General features: G+C 49.1%; 18 protein-coding genes and 1 riboswitch. Of the genes, 7 read left to right on the forward strand and 11 right to left on the reverse strand.

Translation table 11 applies throughout. The annotated features are described in order from the left end of the window. Positions 1 to 850: 850 nt before the first annotated feature. From JOD24_RS05300 to JOD24_RS05320, 5 genes are all read right to left on the reverse strand, one after another. On the reverse strand, positions 851 to 1,399 hold the full coding sequence (locus JOD24_RS05300) for a carbonic anhydrase (protein ID WP_429246459.1): 549 nt from the start codon (positions 1,397 to 1,399) through the stop codon (positions 851 to 853). A 117-nt stretch (positions 1,400 to 1,516) separates the two neighbouring features. Beyond that, on the reverse strand, positions 1,517 to 2,437 hold the full coding sequence (locus JOD24_RS05305; protein WP_380163158.1) for an NAD-dependent epimerase/dehydratase family protein: 921 nt from the start codon (positions 2,435 to 2,437) through the stop codon (positions 1,517 to 1,519). Between the two features lie 154 nt (positions 2,438 to 2,591). Next, entirely contained in the window at positions 2,592 to 3,584 is a 993-nt protein-coding gene (locus JOD24_RS05310; RefSeq protein WP_429246460.1) for a zinc-binding dehydrogenase, read from the reverse strand. Between the two features lie 482 nt (positions 3,585 to 4,066). Continuing rightward, positions 4,067 to 4,228, reverse strand: coding sequence for a hypothetical protein (locus tag JOD24_RS05315; protein ID WP_429246461.1), 162 nt, complete (start codon positions 4,226 to 4,228; stop codon positions 4,067 to 4,069). Between the two features lie 190 nt (positions 4,229 to 4,418). Then, positions 4,419 to 5,192 (reverse strand): RDD family protein, encoded by a 774-nt coding sequence (locus JOD24_RS05320; RefSeq protein ID WP_380163161.1) that lies wholly within the window; start codon positions 5,190 to 5,192, stop codon positions 4,419 to 4,421. Positions 5,193 to 5,255: 63 nt separating this feature from the next. Between JOD24_RS05320 and JOD24_RS05325 the strand changes: the two genes are divergently transcribed. Together JOD24_RS05325 and metE are read left to right on the forward strand one after the other, a co-directional pair. Then, positions 5,256 to 6,266: a stage II sporulation protein M gene (locus tag JOD24_RS05325; RefSeq protein WP_380163162.1), complete on the forward strand. Its 1,011-nt coding sequence runs from the start codon at positions 5,256 to 5,258 to the stop codon at positions 6,264 to 6,266. Between the two features lie 428 nt (positions 6,267 to 6,694). Then, a riboswitch (cobalamin riboswitch) is annotated at positions 6,695 to 6,887 on the forward strand. 118 nt (positions 6,888 to 7,005) lie between these two features. Beyond that, positions 7,006 to 9,318 (forward strand): 5-methyltetrahydropteroyltriglutamate--homocysteine S-methyltransferase, encoded by a 2,313-nt coding sequence (gene metE, locus JOD24_RS05330; RefSeq protein ID WP_429246462.1) that lies wholly within the window; start codon positions 7,006 to 7,008, stop codon positions 9,316 to 9,318. A 660-nt stretch (positions 9,319 to 9,978) separates the two neighbouring features. Here the strand turns inward: metE and JOD24_RS05335 are convergent. Continuing rightward, positions 9,979 to 10,830, reverse strand: coding sequence for an SDR family NAD(P)-dependent oxidoreductase (locus tag JOD24_RS05335; protein WP_380163331.1), 852 nt, complete (start codon positions 10,828 to 10,830; stop codon positions 9,979 to 9,981). A gap of 202 nt (positions 10,831 to 11,032) precedes the next feature. Between JOD24_RS05335 and JOD24_RS05340 the strand changes: the two genes are divergently transcribed. Together JOD24_RS05340 and JOD24_RS05345 are read left to right on the forward strand one after the other, a co-directional pair. Then, complete coding sequence (locus tag JOD24_RS05340) at positions 11,033 to 11,806, forward strand: helix-turn-helix transcriptional regulator (protein WP_380163332.1); 774 nt, start codon at positions 11,033 to 11,035, stop codon at positions 11,804 to 11,806. Next, positions 11,740 to 11,889: a WCX domain-containing protein gene (locus JOD24_RS05345; RefSeq protein ID WP_380163333.1), complete on the forward strand. Its 150-nt coding sequence runs from the start codon at positions 11,740 to 11,742 to the stop codon at positions 11,887 to 11,889. The genes JOD24_RS05340 and JOD24_RS05345 overlap by 67 nt, the downstream gene beginning before the upstream one ends. Positions 11,890 to 11,923: 34 nt before the next feature. On the opposite strand, the gene JOD24_RS05350 is transcribed toward JOD24_RS05345, so the two are convergent. After that, complete coding sequence (locus tag JOD24_RS05350) at positions 11,924 to 12,691, reverse strand: MerR family transcriptional regulator (protein ID WP_380163163.1); 768 nt, start codon at positions 12,689 to 12,691, stop codon at positions 11,924 to 11,926. A gap of 139 nt (positions 12,692 to 12,830) precedes the next feature. Between JOD24_RS05350 and JOD24_RS05355 the strand changes: the two genes are divergently transcribed. Next, positions 12,831 to 12,980 (forward strand): hypothetical protein, encoded by a 150-nt coding sequence (locus tag JOD24_RS05355; protein WP_429246463.1) that lies wholly within the window; start codon positions 12,831 to 12,833, stop codon positions 12,978 to 12,980. Between the two features lie 199 nt (positions 12,981 to 13,179). On the opposite strand, the gene JOD24_RS05360 is transcribed toward JOD24_RS05355, so the two are convergent. Further along, entirely contained in the window at positions 13,180 to 13,848 is a 669-nt protein-coding gene (locus JOD24_RS05360) for a lytic polysaccharide monooxygenase (RefSeq protein ID WP_380163334.1), read from the reverse strand. 296 nt (positions 13,849 to 14,144) lie between these two features. On the opposite strand from JOD24_RS05360, the gene JOD24_RS05365 reads away from it, so the two are divergent. After that, the gene (locus tag JOD24_RS05365) at positions 14,145 to 14,786 is read left to right on the forward strand and encodes a CAP domain-containing protein (RefSeq protein ID WP_429246464.1); all 642 of its coding nucleotides are present in this window, start codon (positions 14,145 to 14,147) and stop codon (positions 14,784 to 14,786) included. A 65-nt stretch (positions 14,787 to 14,851) separates the two neighbouring features. On the opposite strand, the gene JOD24_RS05370 is transcribed toward JOD24_RS05365, so the two are convergent. The 3 genes from JOD24_RS05370 to JOD24_RS05380 all read right to left on the reverse strand — a co-directional run bounded on the left by JOD24_RS05370 (position 14,852) and on the right by JOD24_RS05380 (position 18,458). Continuing rightward, a complete protein-coding gene (locus JOD24_RS05370; protein WP_429246465.1) occupies positions 14,852 to 16,444 on the reverse strand; it encodes an ATP-binding protein in 1,593 nt (530 codons plus the stop codon). A 318-nt stretch (positions 16,445 to 16,762) separates the two neighbouring features. After that, positions 16,763 to 17,545: an ABC transporter permease gene (locus tag JOD24_RS05375; RefSeq protein WP_009708663.1), complete on the reverse strand. Its 783-nt coding sequence runs from the start codon at positions 17,543 to 17,545 to the stop codon at positions 16,763 to 16,765. Then, positions 17,529 to 18,458, reverse strand: a complete 930-nt coding sequence (locus JOD24_RS05380) for an ABC transporter ATP-binding protein (protein WP_429246496.1) — start codon at positions 18,456 to 18,458, stop codon at positions 17,529 to 17,531. Before JOD24_RS05380 ends, JOD24_RS05375 begins: the two co-directional genes overlap by 17 nt. Positions 18,459 to 18,675: 217 nt before the next feature. Between JOD24_RS05380 and JOD24_RS05385 the strand changes: the two genes are divergently transcribed. Next, a complete protein-coding gene (locus JOD24_RS05385) occupies positions 18,676 to 19,020 on the forward strand; it encodes a c-type cytochrome (RefSeq protein WP_009708666.1) in 345 nt (114 codons plus the stop codon). The last annotated feature ends 1 nt before the right edge of the window (position 19,021 follow it).

A 19,021-nucleotide genomic window follows, 5' to 3' on the forward strand; every position in this document is an offset into this window, starting at 1 on the left:
AGATAGAGGGATTATCAAAAGGTCGGATGCTTCGAATCAGACTCATATCTGTTATAAATTGGACTTTGCAGGGCCGAATACCACCCTATACCGTTACAAAAGAATGATTTTGTAACGGTATAGGGTGAAACGAAGGGCGGAGAGTCAAATCAGATCTTTTTCGGCGATTTATTTCTCAGTATCAATAAACAGTTAGGGTTTTGAGATAGAAATGGAACAAAAAATTCTAATTGGATAACTTACTATCTGATCTCCTTTCAAAGCCTTTTTATCCCCTGTTTTGGAGTCCGAGTTTTTGCCATTACTGCCATTAAATAAATCCTCAGCGAGATGAATCAAAGAAAATTACGAAAAGTATATTTCGACTGATTTGTTTGTGTTTGACAGAAAATGAACAGTATAAAAAATAGTTGATTTGTTTAAAGTGAGCTCATAAAAGACATGAAAGTGAAAAAAGTAAATGATTCAATAAGCAAACGATATGAAAGACGTAAATCCGAGTGATAGCCATGCACGGCATAGAATTTTAGGGGCAACATCTTTGTTGCTTCCGTCCCGGTTTTACCCCTGCCCGATGGTCTGATTCGGGGCGGCTCGTCTCCACTTTCTTCTGCGATGGCACCGGACCGTGTGTGAACACGAACTTTCCCACCTGAAATAGTAATCAACACGTCCTTAGGTGTTAGGCAACGATTCCTGTGTTTAAAGGCTATAAGCAAATTCCCGATATCGGACTCAAAACATGCTTTATTGCTTTATGGACCAGGAAACAAGAATCGTTGCCATACCAAAGGGCGTTTTTGTGTGTAGCTGTTAGCCGGATTGCGGTTAACGGTTTTATACGATTACCTCAAGTAAGCAATTCCAGCCGTCCTGTTTCTAAATGAAATAGAATGCCGTCAACTTTTACACCTAAACCGTGTTCTCGATACACTGGATGATTTTTCAATCGCTTCACTTGATGTAGCACATTGAGTCTGGAAAGTTCATCTAGAGTCAGATCCGATTGCTCTTCGGGATCCGGCAAACTGCTGCGGACTTCCTGAATCCACCTTTCCATCTCCGGATCCACCCGCTCTTGTCGGGCAGCGGCGATCCCGCCACATCCAGTGTGACCCTTCACAAGAATCTGCTTCACTTGCAGATTCTTCAAGGCGAAATAAAGACTGGCGGTAAAGGAGGAATCCGTCTCCAGCGCCTGATTGGCAATATTCCGATGAACAAATAGATTTCCCGGGGGCATCCCGGTAATGATCGACGGACTGACTCGGGAATCACAACAAGCCAGCAGAAAGATTTCTGGACTCTGACCCTGCTTCAGATGATTGAAGTAATCGGGATCTTCCTGGAGCATTCTCTCGACAAATTCTTGATTTCCACGGATCAATTTTTCTGTCATGGTCAGACTCCTTCCCGTTGTTCGATATTCATTATTCATTTTCATCCTTCATCCGTCAATATCCATTGAAAATGAGTTAGTTCCCTATAAAAAAAGAGCCTATGCGAGGCTCTTTTTTTATACATGCATGATCTGAGAACATAGCTCCTCGATCCCTTCCCGCAAGGAAATTCGAGGTTCCCACCCCAGAACTTCCTTGGCCCGAGTCGGATCCAGACAACACCGTTTTAAATCCCCAGGGCGCGGTCCCTTTCGGATCAGAGGAAGATCGTGTCCCAAAATCTCTTTCATCAGCTGATACACTTCTGCAATATGGACCTCCGTTCCCGAGGAGATATGAAGAATTTCATTTTGCCCCTGTTCCAGTGCAAGCTGGTTGGCCATGGCCACATCACGTACATGGACATAATCTCGGGTAGTTCCCTGAGGTTGATCCGGATAAGCCATCAAAACCGAAGGTTGATGAGCCAAAAAGTTATTGAAAAAAATCGGAATCACACCGCACTCTCCGTCAGCAACCTGGCGCGTTCCGTAGACATTGGCATAACGCAACGCAACAAACTTCAGTCCATAATGGCTGGCATAAAAGCGAAGATACTTCTCCCCTGTGTATTTGGAAATGGCATAGGGCGAGAGAAGTTGGGGCTCCTGATCCTCTCGGGCAGGAATTTGCTCGCTGGCCAAGGCTCCTGTGGATGCATAGATGATCTTCTTCACCCCATATGTAACAGACGCTTCAAGTACTTGGAGCAACCCCAGGATATTGATCTTTGCATCATATCGTGGATTCCGTACCGAATCCGGCACAGACTTTTGCGCCACATGGTGGTTGATCACATCCGGTTGTTCCCTCTCCACCACCTGCGCAAACTTCTCTGACAAAATGTCCATCTCATAAAAGACCGCCTGACCATTGAGATTCTCCCGTTGTCCTGAACCCAGGTGATCCACCACGACTACTTCGTGACCCTCTCGGATATAGGCATCCACGATATGAGAACCGATAAATCCCGCACCACCGGTAACTAATATTTTCAATCCATTCTCCCTCCTCCACTTGATTATTACGATAGAATTACAATACCATTTCATATATGTTACAGTCAATTATCAATACCGCATTCGACGTGAATAAAAAGTCCCTGCCATTAAGGGAACGGAAAAGAGCCTGCCTTTTTCGGCAGGCTCTTTCTTATGAAATCGTAAATCCGATTTTCCCAAATTGCTTTCCTTCCTTCATCCGGAGGAAAGCAGCCGGGGCTTCTGACAGGGGGTAAGTCCGATCCAAAACGGGGTGGATTTGATGAGCGGATACAAAATCAAGCATCTCCCGAAACTCTTCTGAACTCCCCATCGTCGAACCCATCAGGGTGAATTGGCCAAAGAAAAAAGGACGCAAGGGAATCTCTACACGGGGACCACTGGTCTCCCCAAATGTGACCAGACGGCCACCGGGCTGGAGTTGTCCCAGAGATTTTTCGAAGGTGGCCGGACCAACACTGTCGATTACCAGCTGGACTTTCTCTCCCTTCATCTGTTCTTGCCAGTCTCCATTGCTGTCGATGGCAGCATCCGCTCCCAACTCCAGAGCGCGACTCCGTTTTTCTTCGCTGCGGGAAGTGACAGTCACCTGTGCTCCCGCCGCCTTAGCCATCCGCAACATAAAGGTGGACACCCCGCTACCGATCCCGACAATTAGCACATGCTCTCCAGCCTTCAGATCGCCACGACTAAACAAGGCCCGATAACCGGTCAGAGATGCCAGAGGAAAGACTCCCGCTTCCTCCCAGGTAAGGTGTGCGGGTTTGGGTTCCACATTGTCAGCAGAAATGACAATGCTACGGGCGAAGGTACCTCGAGTTGGCACTCCCAGAATATCAAAACCTTCAGGGGGGGCAACGCTTCGGTGAGGCCAATTCAGACTGGGATTGACCACCACTTCGTCCCCTTCTTTAACTCCAGACACCCCATCTCCGACCCTTTCTACAACCCCTGCTCCGTCGGAACCGAGAATCACTGGATCATCAGTATCTCGTTCCAACTGCAAAACCCGGAGATCCCGACGATTGAGGCCCGCAGTTTTCAAACGAATCTTCACTTCTCCTCTTCCGGGGACCGCTTCCTTCATCTCCGTCACTTTCAGACCCTCAAACCCCGAGGGTGTATGGTGGACGACAGCCTTCACGAAACATACCTCCTTCATATCCCTGTTCAATCCCTCTTGATCTCTACGGGGGGATCTCATCCGATAAAGAAGCTTTTCTCTCTCAACCTCTCGACATCTCCTTCCTTTCGACCAAACTGTACCCCTTATCATAGCAGACCCACTTCCCGCTGAAAATTCAGTCGGCCTGAACATGGCCTGTTATAAGCGTGAACAGGATCATGCAAATTGCAAAAAAAGCCTGGAACCTTTAAGCAATGGCCGGAGTGAAAAGCGTCTTTTTCAGGGGAGAGAACACCATAGCCAAGAGGAATACTCTCACATCCACCATTTCGCCTGCGGAATCAGGATAATTCAAACAGACTCTCCGGGCGACCGACATTGACGATCCGGTTTTTTGCCTTATCCTTCGTTCACCCAGATCTGAATTTTCGGTTCAATTGCCGTAAAACATCCCGGAAACCTTGATTTATCAAGACTTCCGGGATGTTTTACTGTGAAAATCAGATCACCTGTCTCGTGATCCGGCCTGCTTCTTTTAAGGCAACCAGGCGGGCTACGTCCAGTTCCTCAAAGGTGAGATCCCATTCGAAATGGGCGACATTGTTGATCAGAATCCGGGGTAGCCCCCGCTCCACTTCCCCCTTCAAATGTTGATGCGCCATCTCCCAGATTGATGACTAAAAAGCGCGCTTGTATACCGAAAGACTGTAACTCCTCTGCCAGCCTTCCGGCCTCATCTCCATCCATTCCGGGAAGACAGGTAAACCAGACGTGATTTCCCTCCCGGCCAGTGCTCGGTAAAGGGCAAGCTCGATCCCCAATCAGCATCCTGCTTCGGAGCCCCAAGCGATGTCACCTTCCACGGAAATCCCCCTCCCAGTTCATCTGTTGATTGCGCAACTGAAAATAGGCCGCTTCCAGATAAAATTCCTCCTGACCGGGGATCGCCTTTGCAGGGGGTAACAGTAAGCAAGCCAGTCTTTGCGCCAAATTCTTCCTCGCCTCGGGGAATATCGCCTCTCGTCGGGTCAAGAAACGACCCAATAGGATCCACTGCCGATCCGATACCCCCGTCAATTCCGCCAGGGTCAGGACCGGCTCCTGGTGGGAAAACAACGGTTGGACACGAGGAGCCTCTCGCTTTTCCATCTGTACGACCATCGTCCCGGCAACCAAATCTCCTATCCGTTTTTCCCGACGGTTAATAAAGATGCTGATTCCACCGGCCAAGTAGGAAAAGGGCAGACTGTCCACCACTCGCAACAGATTCCGCAGAAATATTGCCAAGAACCCCGGAGCCACCCCGCGATCTGTCACCACCCGTAATCCGACAACCCGTTTCCCTACTGTTTGTCCATTCATGAAATATTCCGTGAGGACATAGTAACACAAGGGAATGAAAAAGAGCAGAAACAGAAAAATTGCCATCATCACCGAAGCCCAAAAGGGACTATTCAGATTGGCCGAGGCGACAAAAAACAAGACTCCAAAGAAAGCGAGGATGGATTGAACAAACCCAAGGATCAGCCAGTCCAGCAATAGGGAGAGTGCCCGACTCCCCAGCCCCGCTGTTGTAAACTCCAGCTTCACATGTTCAGGAGTTGTCACGGTGACCCGGTTTTCCATCGACCTCTCTCCTTTCCAACAAACTTCGTGATACAATTCATTCATGGAGGTGATTACATCGCAATGTCAAGGTCATCCGCTTACCGTCTGCCCTATTTTATACGTAAACATCAGCCAGACTGGGATCGTTTGGAAGAACTGATCCGAATATTTCGCTCCCGTCAGGCTCGTCGCAAAGAATTGAATGAATTGGGACATACATACCGCCGAGTCACCTCACATCTCGCTTATGCGCAGACCTATTTCCCCGACCATACTGTGACAGATTATCTGAATGGATTGGCGGCACAAGCTCACGAAGCGATCTATGCCACCCAAGGAAAAGGGGATTTAAGAGAGGGGCTTCGTTTTTTCACCCGTCGCTTTCCAGCATTGTTTCATGAGCGGATCCCCTTTTTCTTGGTCGCACTCCTGCTGTTTGTGGCAGGCGCTGGGCTCGCCTTTGGCTTTACCTGGCTAAATCCCGCGTATGCGGCGGCTTTTCTCCCGCAGGGGGTGGATATCAACCCCCATGCCTTGCAATCCAGCGAACAATGGAATCATGCCATCGCCTCCAGCACGATTATGACCAATAACATTCAAGTGGCTTTCCTTTGCTTTGCATTGGGAGCCCTTTTGGGTGTGGGTACTCTATGGGTGTTGTTTTCAAACGGACTCCTGATCGGAGCGATCGCCGCCCTCTTCCATCGGGCCGGGGAAGCCTACGCCTTTTGGGCTTTTATCTGGCCCCACGGGGTGATTGAGCTGACCGCTATTTTCATCGCTGGTGCTGCGGGAATGTCTCTCGCCTATGCCTTCTGGGTCCCTGGGGAACGAACCCGTATGGAGGCTTTCAAAGGAGAGGGGAAAGTGACGGTCCAACTGATCCTGGGTGTGATCCCGATGTTTATCGTGGCTGCCCTGATCGAAGGGTTTATCACCCCTGCTCCGTGGCCACATTGGAGTAAGTACCTGGTGGCTCTCATCACCTTGCTAATTCTGTTCATTTACTTTGGCCGTCCCGCCTGGCTTTTGCACCGTCAGCAACCGCAGGCTTCCGCCACCAATGAAGCAGCTCCTTTCAATTGTACCTGAAATCCAGGGGGAAAACAGTGAAAACAAAGAAAAACAACCGGTGTTGAAATCCGGTTGTTTTTCTTTGTGACAGTCATATTCAATACGTCTCCGTTTTTGCATAAAAAAACCGATTGTCGTCCCTCTTCAACGCTGCTAAAGTATGGTGGGTTTATACTTTGATGACCCTCTATTGTTTTCCTTTCTCTATTCTTCGGAAGTGATTTTTATCTAATAATGGATGTTATGTTAGTTTGTATTACAAACTGGTTTTTCTTATTGGAGATTAAGCTTTATGTATCCATAAGCTTCCGCTTGTCGCAAGGGTTTATTTAGAAGTGTCGAAACGATGCATGATTCCCTTCGACCCACGGATTTTTGATCTTGACTTTCATACTTATTCATGAGAATGTATCCCCAAGTCTGAAAGCATGGACTCTTTCACCAAAATGAATTACATGGGAACAGGTACCCTTTTCCGAAGGGAGAGGGTTGAAAAGGGAAGCCGGTGAAAATCCGGCGCGGTCCCGCCACTGTAACGGAAGAGTCCCATCTGACAAGCCACTGATCCATTGGCGATCGGGAAGGCAGATGGGGCATGGATCCCGGAGCCAGGAGACCTGCCTGTTCCGAAAACACTGTTCGACCTACGGGAGATAGGGAGGTGTTGGAATGTACCGCCGGAGAAACATGCGGCCTGGCTAAGCATTTCCACTTGTCTGGATGTCGTGGAATGCTTTTTTTATTGCTATAAGGAGGCGTGGCCGCATTGAACATCGAGAGCAGCAATTTAGGTTTCCCTCGCATCGGAGCCCAGCGGGAATGGAAAAAAGCTTTGGAGAACCACTGGGCAGGAAAATTGGAAGAAAACGATCTGATCGCAGAGATGAAACAGCTCCGTTTAGAAAGCTGGCGCCAACAACAAGAAGCTGGACTTTCACGGATCCCTGTTGGAGACTTTACATGTTATGATCACATGTTGGACATGGCCGTCATGTTTGGCCTGGTTCCCCGCCGCTTTGGACACGGAGAAGGCCCTGTGCCCCTGCATACGTACTTCGCCATGGCCCGGGGAGACGGGGAGAATGCAGCCTGTGAGATGACCAAGTGGTTCAACACCAACTATCACTATATCGTTCCGGAATGGGAAAAGGATACTGAACCGGTATTACTGGAAAACCGCCCTCTGGAAGCTTATCGAGAAGCGAATAAATGTTTGGGGATTGAAGGAAAACCTGTTCTCATCGGTCCCTATACCTTTACCAAACTATCCAAAGGCTTCCCCTCGGAAAAATTGCCGACCATTTTGGAACAGTTAACACCTCTCTACGCACAGATCCTAATCGAACTGGAGTGCGAAGGGGTACAGTGGGTACAACTGGATGAACCTGCTCTCGTCCTCCCCCATTCCCAGGAAGAACATGAAATGGTGGCCGCCGTGTATGAAAAATTGAATCAAGCGGCGCCTGGGATTCGTATCATGCTACAGACCTATTTTGGCTCCTTGGAACACTATAAACGAACCCTTTCCTTTCCCGTCGCAGGAATCGGCCTCGACTTCCAAGCAGGACGGGAAGAAAACCTAAAATCCCTCTCTCAACACGGATTCCCGGAAGAAAAAGTACTCGGAATCGGAATTCTAGACGGCCGCAACATCTGGCGTGCCGATCTGCTGCAGGAATTGGAGTTTTTGCAGGATGAATGGACCCAGCAGGCCGCCTGTAGTGGGTGGTGGATTCAACCTTCCTGCAGTTTGCTTCATATTCCTCTCTCAGTGAAACAGGAAACAGAATTGCCGTCGGTGCTGAAACATTCTCTCTCCTTTGCAGAAGAAAAGTTAGAAGAAATCGTCTTGCTGACTCATGCGCTGGTAGAGGGTGCAGAAAAGTTCTCAGAGAAACTGGCTGCTTCTCATTCGGCCTTAGAGGAGTTGGCCCATTCTCCTTGGCGTACTCGGAAAGATGTGCAAGAAGCCACAGATCGGATCACAGACCAGGATACTCGCCGTTTAGCTCCCTACTCAGAACGGAAAACGATCCAGGCACAACGCTTGACTCTTCCCCTGTTCCCCACCACCACCATCGGCAGTCTGCCCCAGAGCGATGAGGTTCGCAGAAACCGCCGGGCTTGGAAACAAGGGAAGCAATCCGATGAAAGTTATCGGGAGTTTATTCAGCAAGAGATCCGGAAATGGATCCATGTTCAGGAGGAAATCGGCCTCGATGTGCTGGTGCACGGAGAATTTGAACGTACCGACATGGTAGAGTATTTCGGGGAAAAGCTGGAGGGATTTGTCGTCACCCGTCAGGGTTGGGTACAGTCCTACGGATCGCGTTGCGTCAAACCCCCTATTCTGTTCGGAGATGTTGTCTACCGGAAACCGATGACCTTGAAGGAAGTCGTATACGCTCAAAGCTTGACCTCCAAGCCTGTCAAAGGCATGCTGACCGGACCGATCACCATTCTCAACTGGTCCTTTGTGCGGGAGGACCTCCCCCGGCCCCAGGTCGCTCGACAGATCGCACTCGCTCTTCGGGAAGAAGTGAAACAACTGGAGGAGTCAGGTATCTCCGTCATCCAGATGGATGAACCCGCTCTTCGGGAAGGGTTGCCCTTAAAAGCGAAGGAACGGGATGCATACCTGGAATGGGCCGTTGCCGCTTTTCGTCTGGCGACCGCAGGAGCCCATCCAGCTACTCAGGTTCATACCCATATGTGTTACAGTGAATTCCACGACATTCTAGACGCCATCCAGGAATTGGACGCCGATGTCATCTCCATCGAAACTTCACGCAGTCATGGAGATTTGATCCAAGCCTTTGAAGAAGTGCACTATGAACGAGAAATCGGACCTGGCGTCTATGACATCCACAGCCCTCGCATACCGAATAGGGAAGAGATGACCCGCCTGATGCACCGGGCTTTGCGTGTTCTCAACCCTTCCCAGCTCTGGGTTAATCCCGACTGTGGTCTGAAGACCCGTACCCGGGAGGAAGCGGTCTCCTCTCTCCGTAACCTAGTGGAAGCCGCCCGCCAGCTACGCAAGGAACATGCGGAAATCGCTCAAAAATAAGTTGACAATTGAGTAGAAGGAGCTACTAATCCCCGTACCTACCCCTCATTATATGAGTCATAGATTCGGTATTGGAATCCTCCGTTGTGATCAACGGGGGATTCCGGTTTGATGTTACCTCACATGCTTCGAAGTACTTGCGTTGTTAACGTAAATCTTTTCTCCAGACAAAAGATCCTACCGTTTTACTAAATATGATGTTTGTTATACAAACTGGTTTGGTTTTTTATCTTAAACCTTTATTTTCAATCGATAGTGCAAAATTGTATAACAATGAGATTCGTGGCGATATGATCTGGATCCGGTTCTAAATTGGGTTGCTTAAGTAGGAAGGATCCCTGGAGATATAATTCTGCACTTAGCTCAATGTTTTCAGTGTACCTTCTTGCAGAAATATATCCCCCGTTTAGAAACTTAGGGGATGTTAGAAAACTATTCGAATTGCTTTCACAATGCATCGTCTTCTCCTAGAAGCATTGTGAAAAAGTCGTCATATCCTCAGGATAAAGTCGTGCCTAGGATCGCTTCACTCCCCCAAGCTATACAGGGACCTAAAGGAAAGGTAATCATAACACTTCTAAATATCTTTCGGCATAAGTTAACCGGCTCCCTCACATAAAGGAACCGGTTTGTGCACGTCGTAGATCCCTCTAGATCAGTTCAATCCCCATCAGGATCAGGGATGCGAAAGACCGGAACCTGCCGACCATCGATATCCGTGAACCCGTATTCTCTGGCTAACTGCCCCACCGGCCACACTCGTCCGCTTTTTTGAAGCACATCGGGATCCGCTACCAAGGCGCAGATCCCACGTCCCACGTAATGAGGGGATTCCGTCTGTTGCAATGCCTCCACTTCACGCCAATGATTTTCATCGGTGCCGAAATGTTGCAGTACCAATTCCGTCCGCATCCAGCCAGGGGAGACTGCCAGTACCGCGATTCCGTCCTGTTTCAACTCGATAGATAACCCGTAAGCCATCCGGTTCAAGGTACTTTTGGCCAAATCATAATAAAAGTGGCCGGTGTACTTATACTCATCCCAAAAAGTCGTGTGCAAGATCACCCCTGCTTTCTGTTCTCGTATCAAAGGGATAGCAAAACGGTTGGTTACCAGTTGCGCCCGCACTCCGGCAGTAAACATGTGATCCCAATGATCCAGGGACAACTCCCAAAACGGTTCATTTTTAATCGCAAGCTCATTCCCGCCCCATACATTGTTGACCAAGATATCCAGGCGCCCCTGTTCGTCTTGAATCCGGGCAATCAACGCCTCTATCTCTTCATCCCGAGTATGATCACAACGGATCGCCACCCCCACCCCTCCACAAGCTTGAATTTGAGAAAGGGTTTCATCCAGTGTGCCTGGCCGATCCTTTGTTGCCTTCCCTTGAAGGCTTCTTCCTGTAATATAAAGAGTGGCCCCCGCTTTCCCCAACTCCACCGCAATGCCTCGTCCCGCCCCTCGGCTGGCCCCGGTAACTAAAGCGATTTTTCCTTCCAAGGATCTCATGTTTCTCATCCTCTCTCTCCTTTGATAAGGTAAGCATACAAGACGATACATGACATCCATTGTCTTATTTATCGATGATTTTCACAGAAAGGAGTGCTATATGCGGGCGGATCGTTTGGTATCCATTCTGTTGTTGTTGTAGGTACACGGGCGGCTGACCGCGAAATGGCTGTCAGAACGGCTGGAAGTCTCCCAGCGAACCATCCACAGGGATATGGAAGCACTTAGTGGAGCTGGTATACCTGTCTCAGCTGAACGGGGAGTAGGTGGCGGTTGGCGTCTGCTGGAGGGTTACCGAACCCACCTGACCGGTCTGAAAGCATCGGAACTACGGGCATTATTGATTTCTCCCTCTGATCATTTGTTAAATGACCTGGGGCTAAACCGTACCGCTGAAGATGCGAGAAACAAATTGTTAGCCTCTCTTCCGAGAGCGGATCGCAACAGCGCAAAAGAAATCCAGCAACGCATCCATATCGACACGAGTACTTGGAAGCCCTCCCAGGAAAAGATCGCCTCCTTTAAAACCTTGCAAGCAGCCATCTGGAACGAGAACAAGATTTTGATCTGCTATGAACGGGCAGATGGTCAATCCGTAACGCGTTTGATCGAACCCCTCGGTCTAGTGGCCAAAGGAAGCGTCTGGTATCTAGTTGCCGTTGCTGAGGGAGAAGTTCGCAATTACAGAGTCTCACGAATTCAATCCGTTGAGTGGAGAGAAGAAAGATTCAGCCGGCCGGATTCCTTCGATTTAGCCCAGTATTGGAAGATGTCCACCCAAGCGTTTTTGGAAGCGCTGCCTCATGTAGAAGTGCAGGTGAAGGGACATCCTTCGATCCTACCTCGTCTCAAATTCGCTCCTCGCTTCCTTCGCAGATCGGTTCACCTTCCTCAGATGGGTGGGTTCCGATCACCCTCTCCTTTGACACAGAACAAGAAGCTACCGAAACGATTCTGGGCTGGGGTGAACGGATGATCGTGCTAGAACCTGTATTCCTTCGACAACGGGTATTGGAAATGGCCACGGCCGTCATTAAAAGCTATGATTCATTGGAATGACACAAAAGAGGGGTTTGTCGCCCCTCTTTTGTTATTACGCTCCCTTCAAGCCTGTATAAACCTGGATCGCATCTCGCAGAAATTCCGCCATACCCGGTTGCTGTTCATCATAGTACGCCTTAAACCGTTCATCCTCCACATACATTTGGGCCAGGCCTGCATGAGCTTCTTGGCTGTACTCACTCCAGTAATAGGTGAGCCACTGTTTGTGGACATCCGCCGCTTGTTGGGCGAGTTCACCGGCAGGGTCCCCCGTTTTGAAAGCCACCGCCAAAGTAGCCAGCACTTGTTTTTCCAATCGTGTTACCTCTTCGTATTCCCCTTGGGTCATATTTTTCAACTTAGCATTGGCTTCATTGATCCGATCCTCACCATACTGCTCACGAATCTCCTGGCCATACCTCTTCTCATTCTCATCGATCATCCCTTGCTTAAACCCTTCAAACTTCTCTTCATCGACCATGCTAATTCTCCCCTCTATGGAAGCAATGGTTTTTTTCACATTGGCGATCAATCGATCCAATCGCCTTCTTTTGTCGAGGAGTTGTTCACGATGTTCTCGTAGAGCTTCCACTCTGTCGAAGGAAGGATCCGTCACGATTTTTTTGATTAGATCCAGATGCAACCCCAACTCTTTGTAGAACAGAATTTGCTGCAATCGATCCACTTCCGCCCGGCCGTAGATCCGGTAACCCGATGAGTTGATTCTGGCCGGCTTCAGAAGATCCACCTCATCATAGTACCGGAGCGTGCGGGTACTGATTCCGGCCAACCGAGCCAACTTGTGCACGGTATATTCCATGTGATTACCTCCCAACAACCTCAGGATAAACCTTAACGTAACGTCAAAGTCAATCCCTGTTTTCCCCAAGGTCCTGCTATTTTGATCGGAATCAAGAGCATCAATATAGTAAAATGAATCATGAGGGAGGTGGATAGCCATGCTCTGGGACCCTGAGGAAGAAGACAGAGAACTGGAGATTGAAATTGGGGACATCGAAGTCGAAATCGAAGACAGAGAACTGGAGATTGAAATCGGGGACTTTGAAATCGAGATCGGTGAAGACGGAATCGGAATAGATATGGATTAAAAGAGGTTTCTTCGATACGAACTTGATGAGTAAATCTTGTTTCAATGACTCATTCCAACTCCTTATCTGAAGCGAAGGGCACCCGTTAAGATCAAAACAACCGCGCGAGGCGCGGTTGTTTTGATCTTGTCATCTGCTTCCTGAGAATTTCGGGACTATCGCCCCCTTTATTGATCAATCTTCCCAACGGGACCCTCAATCATTCCGGGCTACCAATCACTTGAGATTGCCAACTCTGAATAGGCAGAATACTCTTGCCATGCATCGCCTTCTCAGGGTCCAAATTGGCACTTTCTTTGGAATTGGATTGGTTATTGACCAAGTTCACATCGATCACCTGATAAAACGCATTGGGTGTATCGGCAATTTCCCAGACACCCAAAATCAGGTGGTATCCACTGCGGTCCGTCGGCACACTACATTCATGAACAACCGTTTCGGGCGGTTTGGCCCCTCCATCATTGTAATGACAGAATACAGGGTCCAGAGCTGCACGAGTCAGCGGTTGGTTGGGGTCCCAATCCTTCTTGGTGATATAGTATTTCCACTCGTGGGTGCTGTGTGGTGCGGTCAAATGCCACTTAAAGGTATTTTGTCCCCCCTGGAGTGTAACCTTTTGCCACCGATCTGCAGTTTGCGCATCCAGATCTGGAAAAACACCCCCACCTGCGATCTGTCCATCTGGAGGACCGGACTCGGGGAAGGATCCTTTCCCTTCCACGCTTTGCGGCTCATACATCACCGGACCGCAATCGGTATTTTCCCCCTGCTTACATAGATAAGCACGACTGGCAGGGGATTCGATGTACCCGTGTGCAAAGACGCTTGGAACAAAACCCACCGTACCCATCAAAACCAGTACCGTCATCCCACCAACGGCGAGCAACCGACGCCATCTGATCTTTCCTGACTGTTTACGCATGTTAAAGCCTCCCTGTTGGTTTTGAATTCTGCTCAACTGGGATTTCACTCTAGAAACACTAGACTGCGTCTACCAATATTTTATACCAATTCAGAATTAACTTTCAACAGAAAATAAAAAATAAACTCATCTTTTTTTATAGATGTGAAACTCCTCTTTTATCCATCCAACCATTCCCCTGTTTCCCCGGAAGAATTCTTCCGGTAGGATCAAAGAGAATTCAGCGACAAGGAGGGGAAGATATGAAGAGAAAGAAAGTGGTGAGCATCACTGCCTGCCTGATGATCATATTCGCTCTATGGACATGGGCAAACACTCATGGGACTGAAGCTGCCAAATACGTGATGAAATCCGGTGAAGCCCTGTCAGGAATGGCTGAGAAATTAGGGATGACCCGTATTGCTGTGGGGCAAGCAAATCCACCCGTCCAAAACCCGGACCAGATCCACGGCGAATCCGTACCTCATACCTCCCCCGCTCCACCCAAGCAAAAAACACTGAGCGGATTTGAGCAGGAAGTGGTCCGCTTGACCAACGTGCGACGGCAGAAAAAAGACTTGAACCCCTTGCAGATCGATGATGGACTATCCAAGGTAGCCCGCTTGAAATCCGAGGATATGCGGGATCAAAACTATTTTTCACACCAATCCCCCACCTATGGTTCTCCCTTTGAGATGATGCAGAAATTCGACATCCACTTCAGCCATGCCGGAGAAAACATCGCAGCCGGCTATCCCACTCCCGAAAAGGTGGTTCAAGGGTGGATGAACAGCGAAGGACATCGCGCCAACATCTTGAATCCCCATTTCACTCACATCGGTGTCGGAGTCGCCCCCGGTGGATCCTATGACAAATACGAAACCCAAATGTTTATAAAAAAGTGACCCGCGCCACAACGCGCGGGTTTACTTCTCGGAGAAAAGGGGCTGGCGCCACTTCCACCCTGACTCTACCCAGAAATGCGAACGGGAGGGTTTCCCTCCAGGCCACCTGTCTCCACAAAAATATAATCCAACAGAGCCTGTTGCAATGTGCCTTTGGTCTCAGCTCTCCGTTCAAAGGAGAGTCCCATATGGATCATCCCTTTCACAACTTCCGGCCGCATCCCGGTGATCACCGTTTTACAGCCCATCATCGAGATCCCGTCCAGGATCTTCAGCAACTGCTGAATCACATCAATTTCCATATGGACAATTCCAGAGAGGTCGATGATCAATGTTTGAATATGGGATTTCCCCACTTCTTCTATCACCTGATCTTCGATGGTGCGCATCCGATAAAGATCCATTTGTCCGATCAGGGGCAAAATCGATGTGGAGGGTGTGATCGGAATGATGGGAACGGATAATCTCTCCACCATTTCCCTCTGGGACGCGATCAATTCATCTTTGAACTTGGAATAATTGATGAAGAAGTGATACAAAAATCGGTCGAATGATTCGTTTATTCGCTTTTCCAGTTTATAAAATTCCTCCCGCTCATTGAATGACGCACTGAGACGATCAAAGTTGAACAGAAAATCCCAGACAGTCCTTCGGATCGCTTGAATCCATTCCAGTTTAAATGCCAGCGTCAGGGAATGTTTTGCCCAGGCCACACCTTCCCGCTGAGCAAACCGGATCAACTCATGCTCCCGTTCCTCCACGATAAAAACAACCAGCTTATAAGCGTTTTCCAATAAATTGATATTCCCCGTTTCGTTTATTTCCTCAATCTTGTCCCTCACATTGACCGCTTCGGTTAACAACTGTTTCTCAAAAGTTTTTCTATTCTCTAGAAAAAAGTCTTTTATGTCCAATCCCTCACTGTAATCCAATGTCAAATGAACCACCCCACGCTTTTTAACTTTGTCGCTTGGCATGACGATGGTGAAGGTAGTCCCCACATTCTCTTCGCTCTCCACTTGGATATAACCCCCGTGCTCATGGATCACCGAATAAACCCAGGCCAGGCCCATTCCTGTTCCTTCTGTTTTAGTCGAAAAAAACGGGGTTCCCAGTAAAGAGAGCTGATCTTTCGGGATTCCCACACCGGTATCTTCAATGGAAACCACTACATAATTCTCATTGGAATCATGACGCAGAGTGATCGTTCCTTTCCCTTCAATCGATTCAAATGCGTTTTTGACCAGATTGAACAGCGCTTTTTTTATATGATTTTTCTTTCCGTAGATCGTGGCGTCTGTATCATTAAACACTTTTTTCACATCGATACTGTAAGATTGGTTTTGAAAAAGGGACAGCACATTTTCGAGCTCAACGGATAAGCTTACAGACTGTCTTGTCTCACCTTCCGGATCCGGTTTGGCCACTTGCAACAAGCTGTCCAAGGTAGCCAATGCATCGTTGAGTTCCGTTTTGGCAATATCGATGTAATCAGGATTTGCCTGTTCCTCGAGTAATTGCAAAAACCCTTTGACCGCCGTAAGCGGATTCCGAACTTCATGTGCGATTCCCGCGGCCATTTGACCCAAATACGCCAGATGATTCAGGTGTACTTGATCGGTTTCCTTCACGGTGTGAACTTCTTTGGTGAAGTGCATGGTCTCACTCCTATGAATGATAAGATCTGAAAATCAAAAACAGTAGAAAGAATGTTCTGTTTATTGCAGGCGCACAGAGCCAATGTGCAATCTGTTTTTGGAAATAAACTGATAAGGGGTGAAAAACCATATTACAATATTCTTCAACATCTGCCCCAATACCTTCCGATTGCAGACTGGTTTTATGAAAGGAACAAAATTAACAGACAGGTGAAGCCATACACTCCTGTTCGGTCCCTCCCGGGATCAAGCAAGAGATTGGCATCTGTACATCAAATGCCAACCCCTTGAAGGATCTGTTTATTTTTTTGATTCCACTCAGATCGATATATCTCTTTTCACGAAGGAGAGCCAGGAAATCAGATGAAACAGCAGAAAATAGACTGACAGAATCCCGATGGAGAAACCCGGAGTCATCCCGGAAAAAGCCGGGATCGCCCCTTCCAGGTATTGTGTGAGATCCAGATTGGCAAAGAGGAGGTACTTCCCCAGACTGATCCCGATCATCTTCAAGCCCTCCACCAGCATCATCCCGGCAAAAACCAGGAAGATGGAGAGCCCCACCCCCAGGGAGGAGCTGCGGGACAGAGTGGAAAGCATGAACGCCATCGTGGCCACCATCACGATCTCCACCCACCGCAATCCATACACCACTCCCGTCTCCCGGAGAAGAACCATCCCCTCCGGGGAGTACACCCGGAACAATACCGCACCGAACAACATCGAACTCAGGAACAACACCGCCATACAGAGCAAAGAAAAGCATAAGACCACCATATATTTGGAATACAGGACCTTCGTTCGGTTTACCGGACGGATCAGCAACAGCTTCACCGTACCCCATGCAAATTCGCTGGACACGATCTCCCCTGCGATCACAACCGTCAATAACTGCACGACAAACAGGAGGGAGGAACTGTCCAGAACAAATCCCCCCATATTTTCCTCCCAACCGGTGGTGTTTTCCATCCACTTCCGGCCCATGGCAAAGAGAAAGGACAACAGGACCAGGAGCATCAGAAACACCCAGGTGCGGGTCCGATCCAACACTTTCATCCCCTCGGTTTTCACCAGCCGCAACAGATCAGTCAATCCGATCACTCTCCGTCATCTCCAGAAAACGCTCTTCCAGTGTTTTTTCGATGGTGCGGATCCCGTATACATGGACTCCCTTGTTGGCCAACCGGGTGTTCAGTCGGGCGATCTCCTCCCGGGCCAGCCGAATTGCAAATCCATCGGAGAATATCTCGGTTTCCCTTTCGCTCCATCCCAACTCCTGCAGGATGGAACTCAGATCGTGGGTCTGATTCACTTCAAATTGAACCATCCTCTCCAGCTCCCCCCGTCCCTTCTCCCCGATGGACCTCACATCGACCAGACGGCCCTTCTGCAGGATCGCCACCCGGTCACACATCAGTTCCATCTCCGATAACAGATGGCTGGAAACCAGTACCGCCACTCCTTTTTCCCGCGCCAGATAGCGAAGATATTGACGCAACTCCCGAATCCCCGCCGGATCGAGACCGTTTGTCGGTTCATCGAGCACCAGCAGGGTGGGCTCATGCAGGAGCGCCTGAGCCACTCCCAATCGTTGCCGCATGCCCAGAGAGTAGGTTTTTACCGGTTGATGGATACTTGGTTTCAGCTTTACCAAGGATACCACTTCATCGATCCGCTCCCTGTCAACCCCCGGAACCATACCGGCAAAATGGAGCAGGTTTTTGTAGCCCGTAAGAAAGGGGTAAAATTCAGGGTTCTCCACGATCGCCCCCACTTGCCGGGCCGCCTCTTCAAACTGCTTGCGGATCCGGGCACCCCGGATCCATACTTCCCCCTCCGTAATCGACATCAAGCCCACGATCATCCGGATCAACGTCGTCTTCCCCGCACCGTTGGGTCCCAGCAGACCAAACACCTCCCCCGGAAAGACAGCAAAGGAGAGATCCTCCACCAGCACTTGATCCCCGATTTTTTTGCTCACATGTTCGACTTTAAGGATCGGCTCCCCGTCCATACTTTTCACCTCTCCGCATCCAATACGGATATTGTAACAAAAGGCCGGAACAAAAAGGGGACAAGTCCCCCCCAAACTCGTCCCCCAGTTGTTCATCTTCTCCCGGAACGGCCACGAAGTGTTCACCGATCGGGATGGAAAACATTTGCTTCCCTTCGGTTTTGAGAGGTAAACTGAATGAGGTTCCACCATTTAAGTTCTGAAAGGACGTTGCAGGATGAAAGGGTACCACTTCAGCAAACGCAAACTTCTCCTTACTCTGTTGCCACTCGGTTTGCTCTTCACCGGCTGCACCGGCGAAGACACCCATCCTCCCTCTCAACCCAAGAAAGAGCCTGCCTCCGCTCAAATCCCTGACGCCTATTACACCAGTTGCGTCAACTGCCACGGCGACAACCTCCAGGGCGGATACGGTCCGTCGCTGGAGAAGACCGGGAGCAAATATTCCAAAAAAGAGTTGGAATCCATCCTGGATAAAGGAATCGGCAAGATGCCCGCACAGCGTCAGATTCCGAAAGAAGACCGGGAAAAGTTGGCGGAATGGTTATCCCAACTTCGATAGA

The sequence above is a fragment of the Kroppenstedtia sanguinis genome, assembly GCF_050433445.1.
GTDB classification, from domain to species: Bacteria; Bacillota; Bacilli; order Thermoactinomycetales; family DSM-45169; genus Kroppenstedtia; species Kroppenstedtia sanguinis.

Excerpts from the sequence above, each read along its gene's own strand:
- JOD24_RS05315 (WP_429246461.1), bottom strand. The coding sequence starts at position 4,228 with ATGGCGCATCAACATTTGAAGGGGGAAGTGGAGCGGGGGCTACCCCGG.
- JOD24_RS05370 (WP_429246465.1), bottom strand. The coding sequence starts at position 16,444 with ATGCACTTCACCAAAGAAGTTCACACCGTGAAGGAAACCGATCAAGTA.
- JOD24_RS05325 (WP_380163162.1), top strand. The coding sequence starts at position 5,256 with ATGTCAAGGTCATCCGCTTACCGTCTGCCCTATTTTATACGTAAACAT.
- JOD24_RS05380 (WP_429246496.1), bottom strand. The coding sequence starts at position 18,458 with ATGGACGGGGAGCCGATCCTTAAAGTCGAACATGTGAGCAAAAAAATC.
- JOD24_RS05335 (WP_380163331.1), bottom strand. The coding sequence starts at position 10,830 with ATGAGATCCTTGGAAGGAAAAATCGCTTTAGTTACCGGGGCCAGCCGA.
- JOD24_RS05350 (WP_380163163.1), bottom strand. The coding sequence starts at position 12,691 with ATGGAATATACCGTGCACAAGTTGGCTCGGTTGGCCGGAATCAGTACC.
- JOD24_RS05385 (WP_009708666.1), top strand. The coding sequence starts at position 18,676 with ATGAAAGGGTACCACTTCAGCAAACGCAAACTTCTCCTTACTCTGTTG.
- JOD24_RS05300 (WP_429246459.1), bottom strand. The coding sequence starts at position 1,399 with ATGACAGAAAAATTGATCCGTGGAAATCAAGAATTTGTCGAGAGAATG.
- JOD24_RS05355 (WP_429246463.1), top strand. The coding sequence starts at position 12,831 with ATGCTCTGGGACCCTGAGGAAGAAGACAGAGAACTGGAGATTGAAATT.
- JOD24_RS05360 (WP_380163334.1), bottom strand. The coding sequence starts at position 13,848 with ATGACGGTACTGGTTTTGATGGGTACGGTGGGTTTTGTTCCAAGCGTC.
- JOD24_RS05365 (WP_429246464.1), top strand. The coding sequence starts at position 14,145 with ATGAAGAGAAAGAAAGTGGTGAGCATCACTGCCTGCCTGATGATCATA.
- JOD24_RS05320 (WP_380163161.1), bottom strand. The coding sequence starts at position 5,192 with ATGGAAAACCGGGTCACCGTGACAACTCCTGAACATGTGAAGCTGGAG.